This window comes from Hyphomicrobium sp. (assembly GCF_020852195.1).
Lineage (GTDB): Bacteria > Pseudomonadota > Alphaproteobacteria > Rhizobiales > Hyphomicrobiaceae > Hyphomicrobium_C.
The window spans coordinates 1-19,410 of sequence record NZ_JADZBI010000114.1; the positions used below are offsets into that span (position 1 = coordinate 1).

A 19,410-nucleotide genomic window follows, 5' to 3' on the forward strand; every position below is an offset into this window, starting at 1 on the left:
ATGCGCGCCGTCGGCAAGAACCTCTCCTCGCGTTGCATCAACGCCCTCGTCGCCGCCGGCGAGGTTCCCAAGTCGGTCATCGAGAAGAAGGTCGCCTCCCGCTGAGGCCGGGCGCCAGCCCACAGTTCAACGGCCCGATCCGTCGGGCACACCAAAGGCCGGGGCGCCTCTCCACGCCCCGTCTTTTTTGTTTGAACTTGCGGGATTTCAGCCGGCAGTGCCGCTCTCGTCCGCCGACGGACAAAGCGCTGCGTGCATCTGCTGCGAGCGATGCCCCTTGCGGCGCGACGGGGGTGGCGCATCCCAATCGTCTCGGTCGCCGGCCGCCTCGACAACGGAGACCTCTTCGCCGGGGTAGACGTTCTGGAGCTGATCCACGTCGTCCAAGGCCACCGCCCAGACGTTGCACTTGCTGGTGAAGCGGATCTCGCCGCGCTTCGAGATGGGCGTGGCCCCGAAGCCAATGGCGATGGCGTCGCCGTCCGGCCAGAAGGCGATCTCGCCTTTGCTTACGACAACGCGGGCGTCGGGCTCGAGGTCGGGGGAGATCGGCGTGCGGAAGTAGACTTCCTTGCCCCATGTCTGGACGGAGCCGCAGATCGGCAACGACTCCCAGATGCGATCCGCCGTGGGTGTCGCCAGCAACCGGGCGCGTATGGCCACGTTTCCTGCTCTGATGAGTATATGCCGCACCACAGCCTCCCGGGACCTTATTGGACGGCACGAAACCGGCTGCGCGCACCCTTACCGCCCTCGAGGCTCGGATCGCAGCAGGTCGTCATTCAAGTCGCCGTCACAAATACCTTCTCATCTGATGCCCCACGCTTCAAGAGGCTACATCAACGCGTGCATTTGTCGTTTGGTTGCAATGCGTTGGCAAAAGCGCTGCGGCGCTCCGCGCGGGATGCGTCGTCAGAATGCACTTTCCAAGTGAGTTTTCAGGCCCCGGAGGATGTGCCCGGGCGGTGCCAAGGGATGTGTGCGGGCGGGTGCACCAGACACGTCCCATCACCCTGCCCTCTCCCCAAGGAGAGAGGGAGGTTGGCCGGCGCAGGTGTCCGGAGGAATGACTGAATCAGGCCGGAGGGGGACCGAAGATGACGACGGCGTTGAGGCCACCGAAGGCGAACGAGTTCGACATCGTGTAGTTCACCTTCATGGCGCGCCCGACGTTCGGCACGTAATCGAGGTCGCACTCGGGGTCGGCCTCGTCGAGGCCGACGGTGGGCGGAACCCAGCTCTCTTGCATGGCTTTGATGCAGGCTACGGCCTCGATGCCGCCGCCGGCGCCGAGCGGATGGCCGGTCATCGACTTGGTCGAGGAGATCGCCAGCTTCGAGGCCGCGTTCTTGAACACTTCCTTGATGGCCTTCGTCTCGTTGATGTCATTGTCCTTGGTCGCGGTGCCGTGCGCGTTCAGATAGTCGATCTCGGACGCCTCGATACGAGCGTCGTCGAGCGCCATCTGCATGGCGTAGCGCGGGCCTTCGACCGTCGGCTTCACCATGTCCTGGCTGTCGGAGGCCATGCCGTAGCCGACGAGCTCGGCGAGAATGGTCGCGCCGCGGCGCTTGGCGTGCTCCAGCTCCTCGAGCACGAGGATGCCGGCGCCCTCGCCGAGCACAGTGCCGTTGCGCTTCTTGGCGAACGGGAAGCAGCCCTGCGGCGAGAGCACGTGGAGCGCCTGCCAGGCTTTCATGGTGCCGTAGTTGATCACGCTCTCGGAGGCGCCGGCGATGGCGACGTCGGCGAGGTCGTTCTGGATGTAGTCGCGGGCGATGCCGATGGCGTGGGTGGCCGTCGAGCAGGCCGAGCAGGTGGCGAACGTCGGGCCCTTGATGCCGTATTCGATGCCGACGTGGGCGGAGGCCGACGAACCGATGATGCGGAGCAGCGTCAGCGGGTTGGTGGCGCGCTTGTTGTGAATGAAGAGATCGCGATAGGCGTTCTCGAAGGTGGTGAGGCCGCCCGCGCCCGAGCCGATGATGCAGGCCGTGCGATAGGGGTTCTCGAGCGGAAACTCGACGCCCGACTGCACGACCGCCTGCTCGGCCGCCGCGGCGGCGAACCAGGAATAGCGGTCGGCATGAACGATGATCTTGTCGCGCTTGTAGTTCTTGAGCTGGACCTTGGGATCGAAGTCCTTGATCTGCGCGGCGATCAGAATCTTGAGATCGTCGAGCGGAAAGCCGCCGAGCTCCGAGACGCCCGACTTGCCTGCCTGCAGACTTGACCAGAAGTCGGCCACGTTGAGCCCGATCGGCGTCACCACGCCAAGACCCGTGACGACCACACGACGTGTGCCGTTGCCGTTTTTCATTGCTTCAATCGATCCTAAGAGCTGGGCCAAGGATCGGAGACAATCGCCCAGCCACATCCAATGCACCGCCTCCCCCAAGACGCCATGGAGGCAACGGGCTTCCGGGCCTCACCGGCCCACAGAGATCACGGGCCTTTGCAGGCTAAGCCTTCGCAGCAGCGGGCCCTGCCGCCATCAAACCCTTAACCTTGTCGACGACAGAGCCGACGGTCTTGAAGTCGCCGACATCCTCGTTGGCGTTGTACGGAATCTCAATGCCGAAGGTATCCTCGATGTCGAACACAATCATCGCAAGGTCTAGCGACTCGATCTTGAGATCCGTGAGAGCGGTCGAGAGATTGATGTCGTCTCTCGGCTCCTTCATATGCTTCTTGAGAATGTCGATGATTTTGGTTGCGACTTCGTCCATCTCGCTCTCCAAACCCTGCCCACGCAGACTTGCAGGGACCCCGCGCTCGTTAGCTTAAGTAATTAGCCACCTAAGTAGTGCAGGGCCGCAATTATCACAAGCTTGGGCGTCACATATCCTTAAACCAGCCTGAAGTCCAGCCGACGGGGTCTGGGCGACCTGCGGCTCTCCGGCACAAGCTTCTTCTTGTCAGATCCCAAGGCGCCACGAAGTTCCATGGGACACAGCCTTTACGGGTCGCGTTTGGGGCGCAGACTAGGCGAAAGGCACAAAAAAGTGTTGAATGGTTCTAGCGACGTTCAGCGTCATACCTAAATCACAGATAATGCTTGCCCGGAGGATTGTGAAAGCCTCGGCAGCCCTGCGCGGCACAGGGACGCGGGGACCGGGGACCGGCCTCCTTCAGGGACAGCGCGGGAGGTCCATCGATGGCAAAAACCGGGGCGGCTCAGGGCTCCGAGCGTGCAGCACATGCCTGGATCAGCAGTTATCCTCAGGGCGTTGACTGGTACACAGCGCTCGAGCCTGCGCCCCTGTTCGATCTTCTGGACACCGCCGTCGCCCGCAGCGCGGGCCGTCCCTGCACGACCTTCCTCGGTCGGACGCTGACCTATGGGGAGATCGGCGCGCTGGTCGACAGGGCCGCGTCCGGACTGCAGCAACTCGGCGTCGTGAAGGGCACGAAAGTCGGACTTTTCCTTCCGAACAGCCCAACCTTCATCATCTATTACTTCGCGATCCTCAAAGCGGGCGGCGTGGTCGTCAATTATAATCCGCTTTATTCTCTCGACGAGCTCACCTTCCAGGTGAAGGACAGCGAGACCGAGTTGATGATCACGCTCGATCTCAAGGTGCTGTTCGACAAGGTCGAGCGCCTCGTGGAGACCAAGGTGCTCAAGGGTGCGGTGGTCGCCTCGTTCGCGGCGCTGCTGCCGGCGGCCAAGGCGGTGCTGTTCAAGCTGCTCAAGGCGAAGGAGCTCGCCAAGCCGCGCAGCTCCTCGGTGCGCGACCGCATCCGGCTCGAGAGCGAGGTGCTCGCCGATCCGGCGCTGCTCGAGCCGGTCGCCATCGATCCCGACAACGACATCGCCGTGCTGCAGTACACCGGGGGCACGACGGGCACGCCCAAGGGCGCGCTGCTTACGCATGCCAACCTGCATATCAATGTGCAGCAGATCGCGGCGTGGGCGCCGGAGCTCGCCTACGGCGCGGAAAGGGTGCTGGCGGCGCTTCCGTTCTTCCACGTGTTCGCGATGACGGTGGTGATGAACCTCGGCCTCAGGATCGCGGCCGAGATGGTCCTGATGCCGCGCTTCGTGCTCCAGGACGCACTCGATCTTATCACCAAGCACCGCCCCTCGATCATGCCGGGCGTGCCGACGCTGTTCAACGCCATCCTCAACCACCCCAAGATCGGCTCCTACGACCTCTCGTGCCTCAAGTTCTGCCTGTCGGGCGGCGCGGCACTGCCGGTGGAGGTGAAGGAGCGCTTCGAGGCGACGACCGGATGCCCGCTGGTCGAGGGCTACGGCCTGTCGGAGACCTCGCCGGTCGCGACTGCCAACCCGCTCGACGGGACGGCGAGGGCCGGCTCGATCGGGCTGCCGCTGCCCGGCACCATCCTCTCGCTGCGCGACCTTACCGATCCCGCGCGCGAGGTGCCGCACGGCGAGCGGGGCGAGATCTGCATCGCGGGTCCGCAGGTCATGCGCGGCTACTGGAACCGGCCGGCGGAGACGGCGGCGCAGTTCGCCGGCCCCTTCTTCCGGACCGGCGACGTGGGCGTGATGGACGACGACGGCTTCTTCTACATCGTCGACCGCATCAAGGACCTCATCATCTGCTCAGGCTACAATGTTTATCCGCGGCGCGTCGAGGAGGCGCTCTACGAGCATCCGGCGGTTGAGGAGGCGGTTGTGATCGGCATCGCCGACAAGTATCGCGGCGAGGCTCCGAAGGCGTTCGTCAAGCTCCGTTCCGGCCAGTCGGCTACCAAGGCGGAGCTGATGGATCACCTCGAGGTGAAGATCTCGAAGCTCGAGCTGCCGGCCGACATCGTGTTCCGCGACACGCTGCCCAAGACCATGATCGGCAAGCTCTGCAAGAAGACGCTCAAGGCTGAGGAAGCGAAAGTACGCGGGTGACCGCAGCGCGTGCGCCCGTTGCTCCCTCCCCCGTGCCATCCCGGCCAAGCGGCGAAGCCGCAAGAGCCGGGATCAGGGGCCACAAACTCCAGCGTTCCGGCGATGGCCCCTGGGTCCCGGACAAGACTTCGGCTACGCCTCCGCCTTTCCGGGATGACAGTGAAATGCGGAGGTTAGGTGTCGCGGCCGGGGACGATGGAGCCGGTGCCGCGTGGGCGAACGGGGCCGCCTTCCATGCCGGGCGGCGGGCCGCCCGGGGGCGGACCGGGTGGACGCGCGCCCGGCGGCGGACCGCCAGGGCCACCGGGGCCAGCACCGGGAGGCGGGCCAGGCGGGCGGCCGAAGCCCGCCGGCTCGGGGCCGGCGGCGCGGTCTACGCCGATGACCAGGGTGGCGACGTAGGCGTCGGCCTCCTCGCGGATGCTCACGAAGGTGATGTGATCGCCGTCGGCGCCGGCGATCCAGTCGGTGCTATTCAGCGTGTCGCGTTTGGCGGTGCGCCCATTATAGGGCGCAACGCTCGTGAAGATGTACTCCGACAGCGCGTCCGGGAAGTACATCTGCCCGGTCAGCATCGCCTTCTCGTCGAGCAGAACCTTGAAGTGAATGTGCGTGGTGCGGCCGCGGTACCAGCCGGGATAGATGGTCTTGAAGGTCACCTCGCCCGTGCCGTTCGTCGTCTGCGCGCCGCGCAGGAACTTCTCGCCCTTGGTCGAGATGCCCTGGTCGTCGCCTTGGCCGTCGTAGCCCGAGTACTGACCCGTCGCATCGCAGTGCCAGACGTCGACGCGGGCGCCGGGAATGGGCTGGCAGGTGGCGCCTTCCGTAACCTGCAGCACGAGCTTCAGCGGAATGCCGGACCGGCCCTCGGTGATGTCCTCGCGCACGAGGTCGGGGTCGAAATAGAACGGCCCCTCGACCATGCGCGGCGTCATGCGGCAGACGTTGGCGGCGGCGGGAAGCGCGGGGGCGGCGGCCGGGCTTGCGGCGGATGCCGCCTTGTCGGTGACCAAGAGCGCCGCCGAGCCTGCTAGCCCCGCCAACGTGCCTCTGCGCGAAATTCCCGTTTCGTTCGTCATACCGGCGCTCCTCCCAAGCAGGTCTGTTCCACGTCAGACCTTGGGTCCGGCGGGATGAACTCTGTAACGACCCAGCCCCCGGCAATCCGGCGCGCCGGGGTGACGCAGGCCACCGGTTGCGGCCCTGGGTCCCGGCTCTCGCGGCTGCGCCGCTCGGCCGGGATGACAGATTGGGCCGTGGACATTTTTTTTATCGTCAAGCGGCGGCGCGGACCTCGGCGCGGGTGGCGCTCTCGAGGATGGCGGCCACGCCCATGCCGCCTGCAGTGCAGATCGAGATCAGGCCGCGACCGCCGTTATCGGCCAAGAGCTTCGACAGGTTGGCGAGCACACGCGCTCCCGTCGCCGCGAAGGGGTGCCCGAACGCCAGAGACGAGCCTTTCACGTTGAGCTTCGCGCGGTCGATGGCACCCAAGGGCTGATCCTTGCCGAGATGCGTCTTGCAGTAGGCCGGATCCTCCCACGCCTTCAGCGTCGCCAGCACCTGGGCGGCGAACGCCTCGTGGATCTCGTAGAAATCGAAGTCCTGCAATGCGAGGTGCGCGCGATCGAGGATCTTCGAGACTGCAATCGTCGGCGCCATGAGGAGCCCCTCGCCGGCGACGAAGTTGTTGGCGGAGGTCTGCGTGTAGGAGAGATAGGACTGGATGGCGAGGCCGCGCCTGGCCGCCCACTCCTCGCTCGCGAGCAGCACGCAGGCGGCGCCGTCGGTCATCGGCGTCGAGTTGGCGGCGGTCAGCGTGCCCTTGTCGGACTTGTCGAAGGCGGTCTTGAGGGTCGCGAGCTTGTCGAGGCTGATGTCCTCGCGCAGGTTGTTGTCGCGGAACACGCCGGCGGTCGGCACGATGAGGTCGTCCATATAGCCCGAGCGGTAGGCCTCCGCGCCCTTGCGGTGGCTCTCGAAGGCGAAGCGGTCCTGTGCCTCTCGCGTGATCTTCCACTCGCGCGCCATCAGTTCGCAGTGCTGGCCCATGGTGAGGCCTGTGCGCGGCTCGGCGACGTTGGGCGGCTGCGGGACCAGCTCGCGCGGGCTGAAGCCCTTGAACACGCGCACGCGGTCCATCGCCGTCTTCTGCTGCGGGAGCTGCACGAGGCGGCTCGCGAACTTCTTCGAGAACACGATCGGCGCGTCTGAGGTGGTGTCGGAGCCGGCGGCGATGCCGCACTCGATCTCGCCGGTCGCGATCTTGGCGGCGATGGTGGCGGCCGCCTGCAGGCTCGTGCCGCACGCTTGCTGCATCGTGATGCCCGGCGTGGACGGCGCAAGCCTGGTGCCGAGCACGGCCTCGCGCGCGAGGTTGTAGTCCTTCGAGTGCGTCACCACCGCGCCGCCGACGACCTCGTCGATATGCGCCCCCTTCAGTCGATACTTGTCGACGAGGCCGTTCAAGGCCGCCGTCATCAGATCGAGGTTGGAAAGGTCCGCGTAGAACGTGTTCGAGCGACAGAAGGGCGTGCGCACACCTCCCACGATGCCGACCCGCCGCAATGTCTCAGCCATTGAATTCCTCCGGTTCATTCCCGCTCCGGGCCTCCTCGCGGTCAGAATGTTCGCCGCGCATCCACTCCGAGCTGCTGTTTCACACCGTCAATGTCACCGAGCACCCACAGGCGGGTGATCTGCCTGCCGTCCGTTTCGAAAAACGCCGCTCCCGCCCACGCAATGGAACGGCCCGTCGCTGAGACGCCAAAGAACTCGCCCTGATGCTGGCCTCCGAACGTCATGCGGGCCGCAGCCTTCGGACCGTCGACAAGCAACTCGTCGATGGTGCAGGTGTAATCTTTGAGCGCGGCATGGATTGCGCGCATGTAATTGATGAAGCCGTCAAGGCCTTGCCGCTCGGGACCAAGCGAGGCCCGAAAGCTGAAGCGCGGATGCAGAATCTCGCGCGCCACCTGTTCATCGGCCTTGTTCCAGACAACATCGTAGAACCGCCTGACCAGATCCGCCGCGCTCGCCGTGCCTTCGGATTGCCGCATCATTCCGCCGCGGCGAGTGTGGCGCCCTCCTTCTGCTCCCCGGCCTTGAAGTGCAGCGGCCCGCCGCGGAACGGCGCGAAGCCGGTGCCGAAGATGACGCCCGCGTCGACCAGATCCGCGCTCGCGACCACGCGGTCGTCGAGGGCGCGTTCGGCCTCGCGGATGAGCGGATCGACGAGCTCGCGGCCGAGGCGCTCGAGGTCGGCGGCGTCGTAGGTCTTGTCACCCTTCTCGGGCTTGCCGTCCTTCCAGACGTAGAAGCCCTCGCCCGCTTTCTTGCCGAGCTTCCTGGCATCGACGAGACGCTGCAACAGCGAGCCTTCCGGCGAGAGGCCGAGGATGCGGCCGACGTGGGCGCAGACGTCGAGGCCCACGGTGTCCGCCAGCTCGATGGGGCCCATGGGCATGCCGAACGTGCGAGCGGCCTCGTCGATCTTCTCCTTCTCCTCGCCTTTCTCCAGCCGCGCCATGGCGGCCATCATGTAGGGGGCAAGGATGCGGTTGACGAGGAAGCCCGGCACGCTCTTGGCGATGAGCGGAAACTTGCCGATGGCGGTGATGAAGGCGGCGCCCTTCTTCACCTCCTCCTCGCGGCTCTGCGCGCCGCGGATCACTTCGACCAGCGGCATCTGCGCCACGGGGTTGAAGAAGTGGATGCCGATCAGGCGGCCGGGGTCGCGCAACGGCGCGGCGATGGCCTCGATCTCCAGCGACGAGGTGTTGGTGGCGAGCACGGCGCTAGGCTTGATCTTGTCCTCGAGCTCCGCGAACAGCTTCTGCTTGACGTCGAGCTTCTCGACGATGGCTTCGATGATGACGTCCGCGTGGGCGGCGCCCTGCCCCGTCGGATCGGCGATGAGGCGCGCCTTGGCCGCCGCCCTCTGAGGCTTGGTTTTGAACTTCCTCGCGAAGAGCTTGCCCTGCGCCTTGATGCCCTTCTCGATCACCTCGGGCGAGAGATCCTGCAGCGTCACCTCCATGCCGGAGGCGACGCACCAGCCCGCGATGTCGGCGCCCATGGTGCCGGCGCCGACCACATGCACGCGCATCGGCTTCCAGCCGAGATCCTTCGGCGCCTGGTTCTTCAACAGCTCGGAGAGCTTGAAGACGCGGCGCAGGTTGCGCGACTGGTCTGAAATCAGGAGCGGCGCGAAATAGCGCGTCTCGGCGGCTTTCAGCGCCTCCAGATCTCCGCCGTGCAGCTCGAACAGGTCTATCAAGCGGAACGGCGCCGGATAGTGCGCCTCGCGCGCCTTCTTCTTCGTCTCGTCGCGCATCTTCTTGGCGAGCAGCGCGCGCGCCGGCCAGCGCGTCAGCAGCGACTTGGCGAGCCCGGCCGGCCTGGCCTTGCGCTTTCTCAGCACGGCCTTGCGGGCGGCCCAGCGGAGCGCGCCGCGGCTCGCGACCAGCTCGTCGATAAGCCCGATGGCGCGCGCGCGCGAAGCCCCGATCATGCTGCCGGTCAGCATTGCCTGCATGGCGGCGACGGGTCCGGCCTGGCGGATGGAGCGCGCGGTGCCGTGCCAGCCGGGGAAGATGCCGAGCTTGACCTCGGGGAAACCGACGCGGGTCTGCTCGTCGCGCGTGGCGATGCGATAGTGGCAGGCGAGCGCCAGCTCGAGCCCGCCGCCGACGCAGACGCCGTGGATACCGGCGACGACGGGGATCGTCAGACGCTCGATGCGGTCGAACAGCGCGAGCACGAGGCGCAGGCGGTCGATGACCTCCGCCTCGGTGGTGAAGCCCTCGAATTCGTTGATGTCGGCGCCGACGATGAAGCCCTTCTCCTTGCCGGAGAGGATGACGAGGCCCGACATAGTGCGACGGCGTGCGCCCTCCTCCGCCCAGTCGACAATGGCGCCCAGTTCCTCGAGCGGCCGCGTGCCCAAGGCGTTGGCGCTCTGGCCCTCACGGTCGAAGATCGCCCAGCCGATACCTTCCTGATCGACGGAGAAGCGCCAGTCCTGGAACGCCAGCGTGCCGGCTTCATCGCTCGTCCGGGGGCTGCTGTCGGCTGCCTCGTTGTCGTTGGACTCGTTATCATGGGCCATGGGGCGTTGCCTCTTTCCTCACGATGGGTCCGCGCCGGCCAGACCGCGGGAGTTGTGCCCGAGGCTCGACGGAGCGGCCTTGCGATAATGCGGCATCAGCTCCTCGGGCGCAAAATGATCGACGGCAATGACGCGTTGGGTCAAGGTCTCCGCCTCGCGCAGCAGTTGCGCCTCGCTCTCGGTGATGGTGCCGGCGTCGGCCGCCTCGCCGATCCAGTCGCGGCCGTGGTAGCGGCGCACGGTGCCGGCACGGATGGCGCGCTCGAGCTTCTTCTCCGCCTGCTCGGCGGCGACGACTTTCTTGAGCGTGATCTCAAGCAGGCCCGTCGGGTCGTCGGGATCGTCGGAGACATAAATATCGCGCGTGAGGCGGTCGCGCACCTCGCCGGGTGCGAGAACGAGGCGCACGATGCGCGCGCCGAGCTCGTCGGGCGCCGGGTAGTAGTGGCGGCCGAACGGGAACACGATGACGCGCAGGAGCGCGCGCACGGCCGGGTTGGGGAAGTTCTCCACCGTACCGCGCAGCGCCTCCTCGAAACGATGCAGGCCGTTCGCAGCCGCGAAGGCGACGATGGCGCGATCCTGCTCGGGGCGGCCGTCGTCCTCGAAACGCTTCAGCACGCAGGAGGTGAGATAGATCTCGGAGAGCGCGTCGGCGAGGCGGCCGGTGAGCTTCTGCTTCACCTTGAGGCCGCCGCCGAGCAGCGCCACCGTCAGGTCCGCGACGAGTGCGAAGTTGCGCGACGCGCGCGAGAGCTGCTTGTAGATAGCTTCGAGACCATCGGTGCCCTTCGGCGCCTCGGCGAAGAGGCCGAGCGTCAGGTTGTGGAAGAAGGCGCCGGCGACGTTCGCGATCGAGAACACGACGTGGCCGCCGAACGCGGCGTCGAAGGCACGCAAGCCCTCGGTGCTGTCCGGGTTCTGCACCGCCTGCACCTCCTTGTAGAGGTAGGGGTGCGAGCGCAGCGCGCCCTGCGCGAACGTGATCAGCGTGCGGGTCAGGATGTTGGCGCCCTCGACGGTGATGCCGACGGGCACGAGCTGATAGGCCGACTGGAGGTAGTTCGAGGGGCCGTCGCAGATGGCGCGGCCGCCGTGGATGTCGAAGGCGTCGTTGACGGCGCGGCGCAGGCGCTCGGTGGTCTGGTATTTCATCAGCGCGGAGATGACGGACGGGCGCTCGCCGCGCGAAACCATGGCGGCGGTGACGGCGCGTGCGGCCTCGTTGACGTAAGCCGTCTCGACGAGACGGGCGAGCGGCTCCTCGACGCCTTCCATGCGCCCGACCGGCAGGCCGAACTGGCGGCGGATGCGCGCGTAGGCGGTCGAGACGCGCAGCATGGTCTTCGCACCGGCAGTGGCGGAGGACGGCAGCGAAATGGCGCGGCCCGCGGCCAGGCACTCCATCAGCATGCGCCAGCCCTGTCCCACCATCTTCTCGCCACCGATCACCCAGTCGATCGGTATGAACACGTCGGTGCCCCAGTTGGGTCCATTCGGGAAGGCAGCGCCGGAGGGCAGGTGGCGGCGGCCGATGTTGACGCCCGGGTGCTTGGTCGGAATGAGCGCGACCGTGATGCCGACGTCCTCCACCTCGCTCAGGATCTTATCCGGGTCGAACAGGCGGAAGGCGAGGCCGAGCAGCGTCGCCTCGGGGCCGAGCGTGATGTAGCGCTTGTCCCAGGTGAGGCGGATGCCGACCGTCTCGCGGCCCTCGTGCTCGCCTTTGGTCACGGTGCCGATATCGCGCATGGTGGCGGCGTCCGAGCCGGAGGTGGGGCCGGTGAGCGCGAAGCAGGGCACCTCGCGGCCGCTGGCGAGGCGCGGAAGATAGTGGGCCTTCTGCTCCTCGGTGCCGTACTTCTCGATCAGCTCGCCGGGGCCGAGCGAGTTTGGCACCATGACAATGGTCACGACGTCGGGCGAGCGCGAGGCGATCTTGCCCAGGATCAGCGACTGGGCCTGGGCCGAGAAGCCAAGGCCGCCGTGCTCCTTCGAGATCAGCATGCCGAGGAAGCCGTGCGCCTTCACGAAGTCCCAGATCTCGGGCGGCATGCGCCGCTCCGCGTGCCGGATCTGCCAGTGGTCGATCATGCGGCACAGCTCTTCGGTCGGACCGTCGAGGAAGGCGCGCTCCTCGGGCGTCAGCACGATGGGCGGCACCGCGCGCAGCTTGGTCCAGTCAGGCGTGCCGGAGAAGATCTCGGCGTCGAAGCCCACGGTGCCGGCGTCGAGCGCCTGCTGCTCGGTGTCGGATACCTTCGGCAGGATGCCGCGCACCAGCTTGAAGGCCGGTTGCACCACGGCGCGCCGCCGCACCTCGGCCACGGACAGGGTGCCGAGCGCGATGAGGCCGAGCCAGGTCAGGAAGCCCAGGAAGCCGATGTCAGGCAGATGCGCCTCGCCGTGAAAGAGGCCGCACTGCCAGGCGAGCGTCACCAGCCCGAGGCCGACGGCCCACTGCCAGGGCCCGGCGCGCGCCATGCCGAGCGCTATCGCGACTGCGACCAGGGCGATCAGAAGCAGGATCAACGCCATCGACCTCTCCGCTTTCGCCTGCCGGTGCCCCGCGAGGGATCAGCCCGCCAGGTCGTCGCCAGGGCGCAAAGCCATCACGGGGCTGCGGCACGTCTCATGAGTTGCAGAGACGAACATTGCAAAGCGGTTCTGGGCACCCCGATAAGCCCCCTCCGACGCCAGAGGATACGGGCAGAATATAAAGTGTTTCTCTCCGAAACCACGCTGCGGTGCGCCAATCGGTGGAAATCTTGCCATCCCGACAGTGGTTCGGCGTTGTATTTGCTCGTGTTTCCGGCGGCGGCGCGTCCTCTCCTCATCCGTCACACCTTATCTGGACCCCGGCATTCGCCGGGATGACGTCGTGGGAGCCCGTCAGCCGCGGCGACCGTTGGAGACGCGGCCGGCGGAAGCCGACTTGGCGAACATGTCCTCCGTCAGCGTCTCGTACCAGGCCAGGCTCTCCTCGTAGGTTTCCTTGCGCAGCTCCGCGCTCTCCCCCGTCTTGGAGATGAAGGCGTCCTTGGGCACCAGCGCGTGCTTGCCCTTGAGCTCGCCCGGCGCGTAGTCGGCGCCGATCTTGACGCTGTCGTTCGGGGCCAGCATCGACCAGCAGGTGTTGCGATAGGCGGCCGAGGGGCGCTCGGCGCCCGTGAGATCAGCCAGAATGTTCGCCGCCACGCCGCGCGCCTGGCTGGCCGCGGAAAAGGCCGACTTCGGCATGTCGGCCGCGATCGCGGCGTCGCCCAGCACATAGACGTCGTTGACCTTGGTCGAGAGGAAGGTCTCGGGATGGACCGGACACCACCCCCCCTCGGCGAGGCCGGAGTCGAGCGCAATGGTGCCTGCCGTCTGGTCGGGGATGATGTTGGCAACCGCGGCCTTGAAGGTCTCGCCCGATTTGGTCACCACCTCGCCCGTCTTGGGATCGACGCGCGCGACGCTCATGTCGTCGAGATCGTTGGTGAGCCGCAGCTCGATGACGTCCTTGTAGTATTTCTCGATGGCCTCCTCGAAGACCGCCTGCTTGGAGAACGCCATCTTGGGGTCGAGGACGATCAGCTTGCTCCTGGGCTTCTCGCGCTTCAGGTAGTCGGCGATCAGGCAGGCGCGCTCGTAGGGTCCCGGCGGGCAGCGGTAGGGGTTGCGCGGCGCGGCGATAACCACAAGGCCGCCGTTCTTCATATCGTCGAGCCGCTCGCGCAGGAGCCGTGTCTGGCGGCCGCCGGTCCAGGCATGCGGCATGAAATAGCTCGCGGCCTCTGTGTAGCCCTCGATGGCGCCGTACTTGATGGCAATGCCCGGCGCGACCACGAGCTTGTCGTAGCCCGCGGGTGCGGCGCGCGCGATGCGCACCTCGCGCTTCGCGGCGTCGATGGCGGTCGCCTTCTCGTGGATCACGTCGATGCCGAGCGCCGTGAGGCCGGCGTAGCCATGCGTAATGCGGTCGAAGCTCAGGAAGCCGCCGATGAAGTGGTTCGAATAGAAGCACGTCGTGTAGTGGCGCTGCGGCTCGATCAGCGTCACAGCGAGATCGGGCGCGGCGCGCTTCAGCGTGACAGCGACCGTCGCGCCGCCCGGCCCGCCGCCGATGATCACGACGCGCGCGCGGGCCGCGGCGCGGAGCTGGCTGCGGTTGGCGATCACGCCGAGCGACAGAGCGACGAGTCCGCCCGTGAGCTGCCTGCGGTCGATCTCGTGCATGGCGCGTCCTTCGCTCAAAGGCCCGGAAAAAAGCCCGCGGCCGCAAGAATGACCCGGAGCTCCACATAGAAATAGTCGGCGCCGGGATAGCCGGTGATGCGGCCCAGCTCGTCGCTTCCCTGCATGACGATGAAGGTTGGCGTGTAGGTGATCGGTGCCAGGTTCCGGACCTCGGGATCGCCCCGCAGCACGCGCGTCAGCGGGGCGAAACGGCCTTCGGCGGTCTTGCCGTAGCCGGGCTCGATCTCGGCGCTCCATTGCCGGCAGAACCGGCAGGCGACCTCCTCGACCATGATCAGGCGGACGCCCTCGCCCGAGGGGACGTCGCGCGGGGCCGCCAGCGCGCCCAAGCCGGCCACGAGCGGAAGCAGCGCGAGCCACAGCACGGCCAACGGCCGGCGCTTCCGCCGCAGCTCAGCCCCCCCTATGTCCGGACGCATGATTTGCACCCCATTTCTTTCCCATGCTAGCAGTCCCCAGGATCATGGAGAAGTCGGCATCGGATCATGCCGCTTTTACCCTTGAAACGACTGCGAGATCGATCGTGACCTCCCGCAAACCAGGCCGCACGCTCGTGGACCGGCGCATGATGCTGGCCAGTGCCGGGGCGCTTACCCTGTCGGGGCTCGCGCCGCGTGCCGCCCGCGCCCAGTCCGGACCTTCCGCGGCGGCCGCAGCGGCGGCAGCCGATCCGGCCCCGCTGGTGCCTACCGCGCAGTTCAATGCGGCGTTCGAAAAGATCGTGGGCGGCGGCACGCCGATCGAAGGCGGCGTGACCCTCGAGTTGCCTGAGGATGCCGAGAACGGCAACATCGTGCCCTACAAGATCAACATCGAAAGCCCGATGACGGAGGCCGACCACATCGCGCGCGTGCATCTTCTCTCGACACAGAACCCGCAGGCGTCCGTCGCCACGTTCCATTTCACGCCGCTCTCCGGCAAAGCCGCCGTCTCGGGGCGCATGCGGCTCGCCAAGACGCAGGAGGTGGTGGCGGTGGCGGTGACGTCGGCCAATACGCTGCTCGTCGCCCGCACGATCGTCAACGTCGGCATCGGCGGCTGCGGGACGGAGTGACACCATGGCCGCTTCCAAACCCCGCGTCAGGCTTCCCGAACGGATCGAGACCGGCCAGACCATCGAGGTCAAGGCGCTGATCACCCACGTCATGGAGACCGGCAACCGCAAGGATTCGGAGGGCCGACCGATTCCCCGCAACATCATCCACACCTTCACGGCGCGCTACGAAGGGGCGTTGATCTTCAAGGCCGAGCTGGGCTCCGGTATCGCGGCCAATCCCTACCTGTCGTTCTTCCTCAAGGTGCCGGGGCCGGGCGAGCTCCTGGTCTCCTGGCAGGACGACGACGGCGGCGAGACCATCGAGCGCTATGCGCTGAACGTGGCGTGAGCTCCGTCTTCTGATCTTGGCCAGAACGCGGGCCTTGCCCCCGGCGCACGAAGCCGGTACGCCGAAGGCTCATGCTCTATCGGGAGTGGATCATGGCCGAAGAACCCGTCGTCGCGCAGACAAGCCCCTATCAGGTGGATCTGGTCGAGGGAGAGACCTACTGGTACTGCCGCTGCGGGCGCTCCAAGTCCCAGCCCTTCTGCGACGGCTCCCACGAGGGCACGGGAATCGAGCCGCTGGAGTTCGCGGCCCCCACGACGGGCACCTTCAACCTCTGCGGCTGCAAGGCGACCGACGACGAGCCCTGGTGCGACGGCACCCACAACGTGATCTAGGCCGCCGCCAAAATTTGCTCCCTCGCTGCTCAAATCCACAGCAGGTGATGCACGAAGCGCCTCTTGAGGGCCGGAAAGACGAAAAATCAGTTCCCTTGGCGTGTTCCCTCGCTAAAACAGCAAGGGCGAATGGCAATTCGGGGGGAACGGCCGACACATGGATTATTTTGTCCAGCAGCTCATTAACGGGCTTACGCTCGGCTCCATCTACGGTCTCATCGCCATCGGCTATACGATGGTCTACGGCATCATCGGCATGGTCAACTTCGCCCACGGCGACGTGTTCATGCTGGCCGCCTTCATCGCGCTGATCCTCTTCCTCATGCTGACGCAGCTCCTGGGCGTCGGATCGCTCGGGCTGGCGCTCCTCGTCGTGCTCGTGCTCGGCATGGCGCTGACCAGCCTCTGGGGCTGGGTCATCGAGCGGCTCGCCTACCGGCCGCTGCGCGGCTCGTTCCGCCTCGCGCCGCTGATCTCGGCCATCGGCATGTCGATCTTCCTCTCCAACTTCGTGCAGCTCGTGCAAGGCCCGCGCAACAAGACCCTCGAGCCGATCCTCTCCAACGTGCTCGTGATCCCGGTCGGGGACGGATCCGTCACGCTGGCCGAGAAGCAGCTCCTCATCATGGTGGTGACGGCGGCGCTGCTCGGCGTGCTGTGGTACGTGGTGCGGCACACCTCCCTCGGACGCGCGCAGCGGGCCTGCGAGCAGGACCGCAAGATGGCGGCGCTGCTCGGCGTCGACGTAGACCGCACCATCTCGCTCACCTTCATCATCGGCGCGATGCTGGCGTCGGTGGCCGGGCTCCTGTGGATGACCTATTACGGCGTGGTCAGCTTCTCCGACGGCTTCGTGCCCGGCGTCAAAGCCTTCACGGCGGCGGTGCTCGGCGGCATCGGCTCGCTGCCAGGCGCCGTGCTCGGTGGGCTACTGATCGGCCTCATCGAGACCTTCTGGTCGGCCTACTTCACCATCGACTACAAGGACGTCGCGGCGTTCTCGATCCTCGCCATCGTGCTCATCTTCCTTCCCTCGGGCCTGCTCGGGCGGCCCGACGTCGAAAAGGTCTGAGCCATGGGCGCTCCGGCGGACGCGTTGAAGAGGGCGCTCATCGTCGGCCTCGTCACACTCGGGCTTGCGTTTCCGATCGTGGCGCTGCGCACGGATGCGAACTTCTCCAACCAGCTCGTGCTGACGCAGCGGTGGGGGCTCGCCTTCACGCTGGCGGGGATCGCCTTCGTGGCCGCCTTCCTGCTGGCGCTCGTGAGACCGGTGGGCTTCGAGCGCACGACGCCCGGCAAGACCGTCACCAGCACGCCACCGCATCCCTTCCTCCGCTACCTGCCATACATCGGCCTCGCCTTCCTCCTGGCCTATCCGTTCATCGCGCTCGGGATCTCCTCGGCGGGAGGGACGGGCGTGCTCAAGCTGGTCGACACCTACGGCATCCAGATCCTCATCTACGTTCTGCTCGGGCTCGGCCTCAACATCATCCTGGGGCTCGCCGGCCTGCTCGACCTCGGCTTCGTCGCCTTCTATGCGGTCGGGGCCTATTCCTCGGCGCTGCTCACGACGACGTTCGGGCTCTCGTTCTGGCTCGTGCTGCCGCTGGCTGGCATCCTGGCCGCTTTTTGGGGCGTGATGATTAGCCTGCCCGTGCTGCGGCTCAAGGGCGACTACATCGCCATCGTCACGCTCGCGTTCGCGGAGATCGTGCGCCTCGTGCTCGTCAACTGGGTGCCGGTGACCGGCGGTTATGCGGGCATCTCGAGCATCCCGAAGCCGACGCTGTTCGGGTTCTCGCTCGGTTCCGAGCCGGGCTCGCTCCCTTACATGCTCGGCTTTCCCCCCTCGCCGATCTATCGCCTCGCCTTCATGTACTATCTCGTGCTGGCGCTGGCGCTCGCCGCCTACTGGGTGACGATAAGGCTGAGGACGCTGCCGGTGGGGCGCGCCTGGGAAGCGATGCGCGAGGATGAGATCGCGTGCCGCTCGCTCGGCATCAACACGGTGACAACGAAGGTGACCGCGTTCGCGGCCGGCGCCTTCTTCGGCGGACTCGCGGGCGCGTTCTTCTCCGCGCACTACGGCTTCATCAGCCCTAAGTCGTTCGAGTTCCTGGAGAGCGCGATGATCGTCGCCATCGTGGTGCTCGGCGGGCTCGGCAGCATGGTCGGTGTCGCCATCGCGGCAACGGTGATGATCGGCGGCACGGAGCTGCTCCGCGAGCTCGGCTTGCTGAAGGCCGTGTTCGGCCCGGACTTCGATCCCGCGCAGTACCGCATGATGCTGTTCGGCCTCGCCATGGTGATGCTGATGGTCTGGCGGCCCAAGGGCCTCATCGCGACGCGCGAGCCGACCGTGCGCCTGAAGCCGCCCGCCACACGCGGCGCGCCGGCCGCAGTCCCGGCCGAGTGAGGGTGCCCATGCGCTGGCTCTCCGAACCCCTGCTCGCGGTCGACCATCTCTCCATGCGGTTCGGCGGGCTCGTGGCGATCAACGACCTCTCCTTCACCGTCGGACGCGGCGACATCACCGCCCTCATCGGACCCAACGGCGCCGGCAAGACCACCGTCTTCAATTGCATCACCGGGTTCTACAAGCCGACCAGTGGGCGGCTCGCGCTGTCGCATGGTGGCCCGGCCGACCCGGCGGCAGTCGCCACGCTCACGCGCTCCGACAAGAAGCGCACGCACGGCGCTACGCCCGAGCTGTTCCTGCTCGAGCGCATGCCAGATCACGCCATCGCATCGGAGGCGCGCGTCGCGCGCACGTTCCAGAACATCCGTCTCTTCCCCGGCATGACGGTGCTCGAGAACCTGATCGTCGCGCAGCACAAGACGCTGATGGCGGCGTCCGACTACAGCCTCGGCGGCATCCTCGGCCTCGCCAAGTACAGGGCGGCGGAGCACAAGGCGCTCGAGCTGGCGCGTGCCTGGCTCGAGGTGGTGGGGCTCGTCGAGCGCGCCGACGATCCGGCGGGCGACCTCCCCTACGGCGCCCAGCGGCGCCTCGAGATCGCGCGCGCCATGTGCACCAATCCCGTGCTGCTTTGCCTCGATGAGCCGGCAGCCGGCCTCAACAATCGCGAGAGCGCGGAGCTGACGCGGCTTCTGCGCGGCATCCGCGCCCAGACCGGCGTCTCGATCCTGCTCATCGAGCACGACATGAGCGTGGTGATGGACATCTCCGACCACGTCGTCGTCATCGAGTACGGCGTCAAGATCGCCGACGGCACGGCCGATGCGGTCAAGAACGATCCCAAGGTCATCGCCGCCTATCTCGGCGTCGACGACGAGGAGGTGGCCGCCGCCGCGGCCGGGAGCGTGCGCCCATGACCGCGCCCCTGCTCGCCATCGACGGCGTGTCCGCCTTCTACGGCAACATCCAGGCGCTCAAGGGCGTATCGCTCGAGGTCCGGCGCGGCGAGATCGTGACGCTGCTCGGCGCCACCGGGGCCGGCA

Annotated in this window: 17 protein-coding genes and 1 pseudogene; 8 read left to right on the plus strand and 10 right to left on the minus strand. The window is 66.8% G+C overall.

The features are described from left to right. Positions 1–207: 207 nt before the first annotated feature. The 3 genes from IT540_RS09050 to IT540_RS09060 form a co-directional block, all read right to left on the minus strand. Positions 208–696 carry a cyclophilin-like family protein gene (locus IT540_RS09050; protein WP_291176066.1) on the minus strand — a complete coding sequence of 163 codons (489 nt, stop codon included), beginning with the start codon at positions 694–696 and terminating at the stop codon, positions 208–210. Positions 697–1,075: 379 nt separating this feature from the next. Then, positions 1,076–2,320, minus strand: coding sequence for a beta-ketoacyl-[acyl-carrier-protein] synthase family protein (locus IT540_RS09055; protein ID WP_291176070.1), 1,245 nt, complete (start codon positions 2,318–2,320; stop codon positions 1,076–1,078). A gap of 142 nt (positions 2,321–2,462) precedes the next feature. Next, the gene (locus IT540_RS09060) at positions 2,463–2,729 is read right to left on the minus strand and encodes a phosphopantetheine-binding protein (protein WP_291176075.1); all 267 of its coding nucleotides are present in this window, start codon (positions 2,727–2,729) and stop codon (positions 2,463–2,465) included. A gap of 428 nt (positions 2,730–3,157) precedes the next feature. On the opposite strand from IT540_RS09060, the gene IT540_RS09065 reads away from it, so the two are divergent. Continuing rightward, positions 3,158–4,873: a long-chain fatty acid--CoA ligase gene (locus IT540_RS09065; protein WP_291176078.1), complete on the plus strand. Its 1,716-nt coding sequence runs from the start codon at positions 3,158–3,160 to the stop codon at positions 4,871–4,873. 173 nt (positions 4,874–5,046) lie between these two features. On the opposite strand, the gene IT540_RS09070 is transcribed toward IT540_RS09065, so the two are convergent. The 7 genes from IT540_RS09070 to IT540_RS09100 form a co-directional block, all read right to left on the minus strand. Next, entirely contained in the window at positions 5,047–5,952 is a 906-nt protein-coding gene (locus IT540_RS09070; protein ID WP_291176081.1) for an intradiol ring-cleavage dioxygenase, read from the minus strand. A gap of 196 nt (positions 5,953–6,148) precedes the next feature. Next, complete coding sequence (locus IT540_RS09075) at positions 6,149–7,453, minus strand: acetyl-CoA C-acetyltransferase (protein WP_291176087.1); 1,305 nt, start codon at positions 7,451–7,453, stop codon at positions 6,149–6,151. A 41-nt stretch (positions 7,454–7,494) separates the two neighbouring features. Further along, positions 7,495–7,935 carry an ester cyclase gene (locus IT540_RS09080; protein ID WP_291176090.1) on the minus strand — a complete coding sequence of 147 codons (441 nt, stop codon included), beginning with the start codon at positions 7,933–7,935 and terminating at the stop codon, positions 7,495–7,497. Then, positions 7,932–9,983 (minus strand): 3-hydroxyacyl-CoA dehydrogenase NAD-binding domain-containing protein, encoded by a 2,052-nt coding sequence (locus IT540_RS09085; protein ID WP_291176093.1) that lies wholly within the window; start codon positions 9,981–9,983, stop codon positions 7,932–7,934. Before IT540_RS09085 ends, IT540_RS09080 begins: the two co-directional genes overlap by 4 nt. A gap of 18 nt (positions 9,984–10,001) precedes the next feature. Then, positions 10,002–12,521, minus strand: coding sequence for an acyl-CoA dehydrogenase (locus IT540_RS09090; RefSeq protein WP_291176096.1), 2,520 nt, complete (start codon positions 12,519–12,521; stop codon positions 10,002–10,004). Positions 12,522–12,875: 354 nt separating this feature from the next. Further along, positions 12,876–14,204: an NAD(P)/FAD-dependent oxidoreductase gene (locus IT540_RS09095; RefSeq protein WP_291176099.1), complete on the minus strand. Its 1,329-nt coding sequence runs from the start codon at positions 14,202–14,204 to the stop codon at positions 12,876–12,878. A gap of 14 nt (positions 14,205–14,218) precedes the next feature. Continuing rightward, the gene (locus IT540_RS09100) at positions 14,219–14,644 is read right to left on the minus strand and encodes a thioredoxin (RefSeq protein ID WP_291176102.1); all 426 of its coding nucleotides are present in this window, start codon (positions 14,642–14,644) and stop codon (positions 14,219–14,221) included. 104 nt (positions 14,645–14,748) lie between these two features. On the opposite strand from IT540_RS09100, the gene IT540_RS09105 reads away from it, so the two are divergent. The 7 genes and pseudogenes from IT540_RS09105 to IT540_RS09135 form a co-directional block, all read left to right on the plus strand. Continuing rightward, on the plus strand, positions 14,749–15,279 hold the full coding sequence (locus tag IT540_RS09105) for a thiosulfate oxidation carrier protein SoxY (RefSeq protein WP_291176106.1): 531 nt from the start codon (positions 14,749–14,751) through the stop codon (positions 15,277–15,279). Positions 15,280–15,283: 4 nt separating this feature from the next. Beyond that, the gene (gene soxZ / locus IT540_RS09110) at positions 15,284–15,610 is read left to right on the plus strand and encodes a thiosulfate oxidation carrier complex protein SoxZ (RefSeq protein WP_291176109.1); all 327 of its coding nucleotides are present in this window, start codon (positions 15,284–15,286) and stop codon (positions 15,608–15,610) included. 92 nt (positions 15,611–15,702) lie between these two features. Continuing rightward, positions 15,703–15,945, plus strand: coding sequence for a CDGSH iron-sulfur domain-containing protein (locus tag IT540_RS09115; RefSeq protein ID WP_291176112.1), 243 nt, complete (start codon positions 15,703–15,705; stop codon positions 15,943–15,945). A 157-nt stretch (positions 15,946–16,102) separates the two neighbouring features. After that, positions 16,103–17,017, plus strand: a complete 915-nt coding sequence (locus tag IT540_RS09120) for a branched-chain amino acid ABC transporter permease LivH (RefSeq protein WP_291176115.1) — start codon at positions 16,103–16,105, stop codon at positions 17,015–17,017. A gap of 3 nt (positions 17,018–17,020) precedes the next feature. Next, positions 17,021–18,364 carry a high-affinity branched-chain amino acid ABC transporter permease LivM gene (livM, locus tag IT540_RS09125; RefSeq protein WP_291176118.1) on the plus strand — a complete coding sequence of 448 codons (1,344 nt, stop codon included), beginning with the start codon at positions 17,021–17,023 and terminating at the stop codon, positions 18,362–18,364. An 8-nt stretch (positions 18,365–18,372) separates the two neighbouring features. Beyond that, positions 18,373–19,284, plus strand: a complete 912-nt coding sequence (locus IT540_RS09130; RefSeq protein ID WP_291176121.1) for an ABC transporter ATP-binding protein — start codon at positions 18,373–18,375, stop codon at positions 19,282–19,284. Then, positions 19,281–19,410 (plus strand): annotated as a pseudogene (locus IT540_RS09135) (ABC transporter ATP-binding protein); the annotation flags it as partial. The gene IT540_RS09130 and the pseudogene IT540_RS09135, both read left to right, overlap by 4 nt.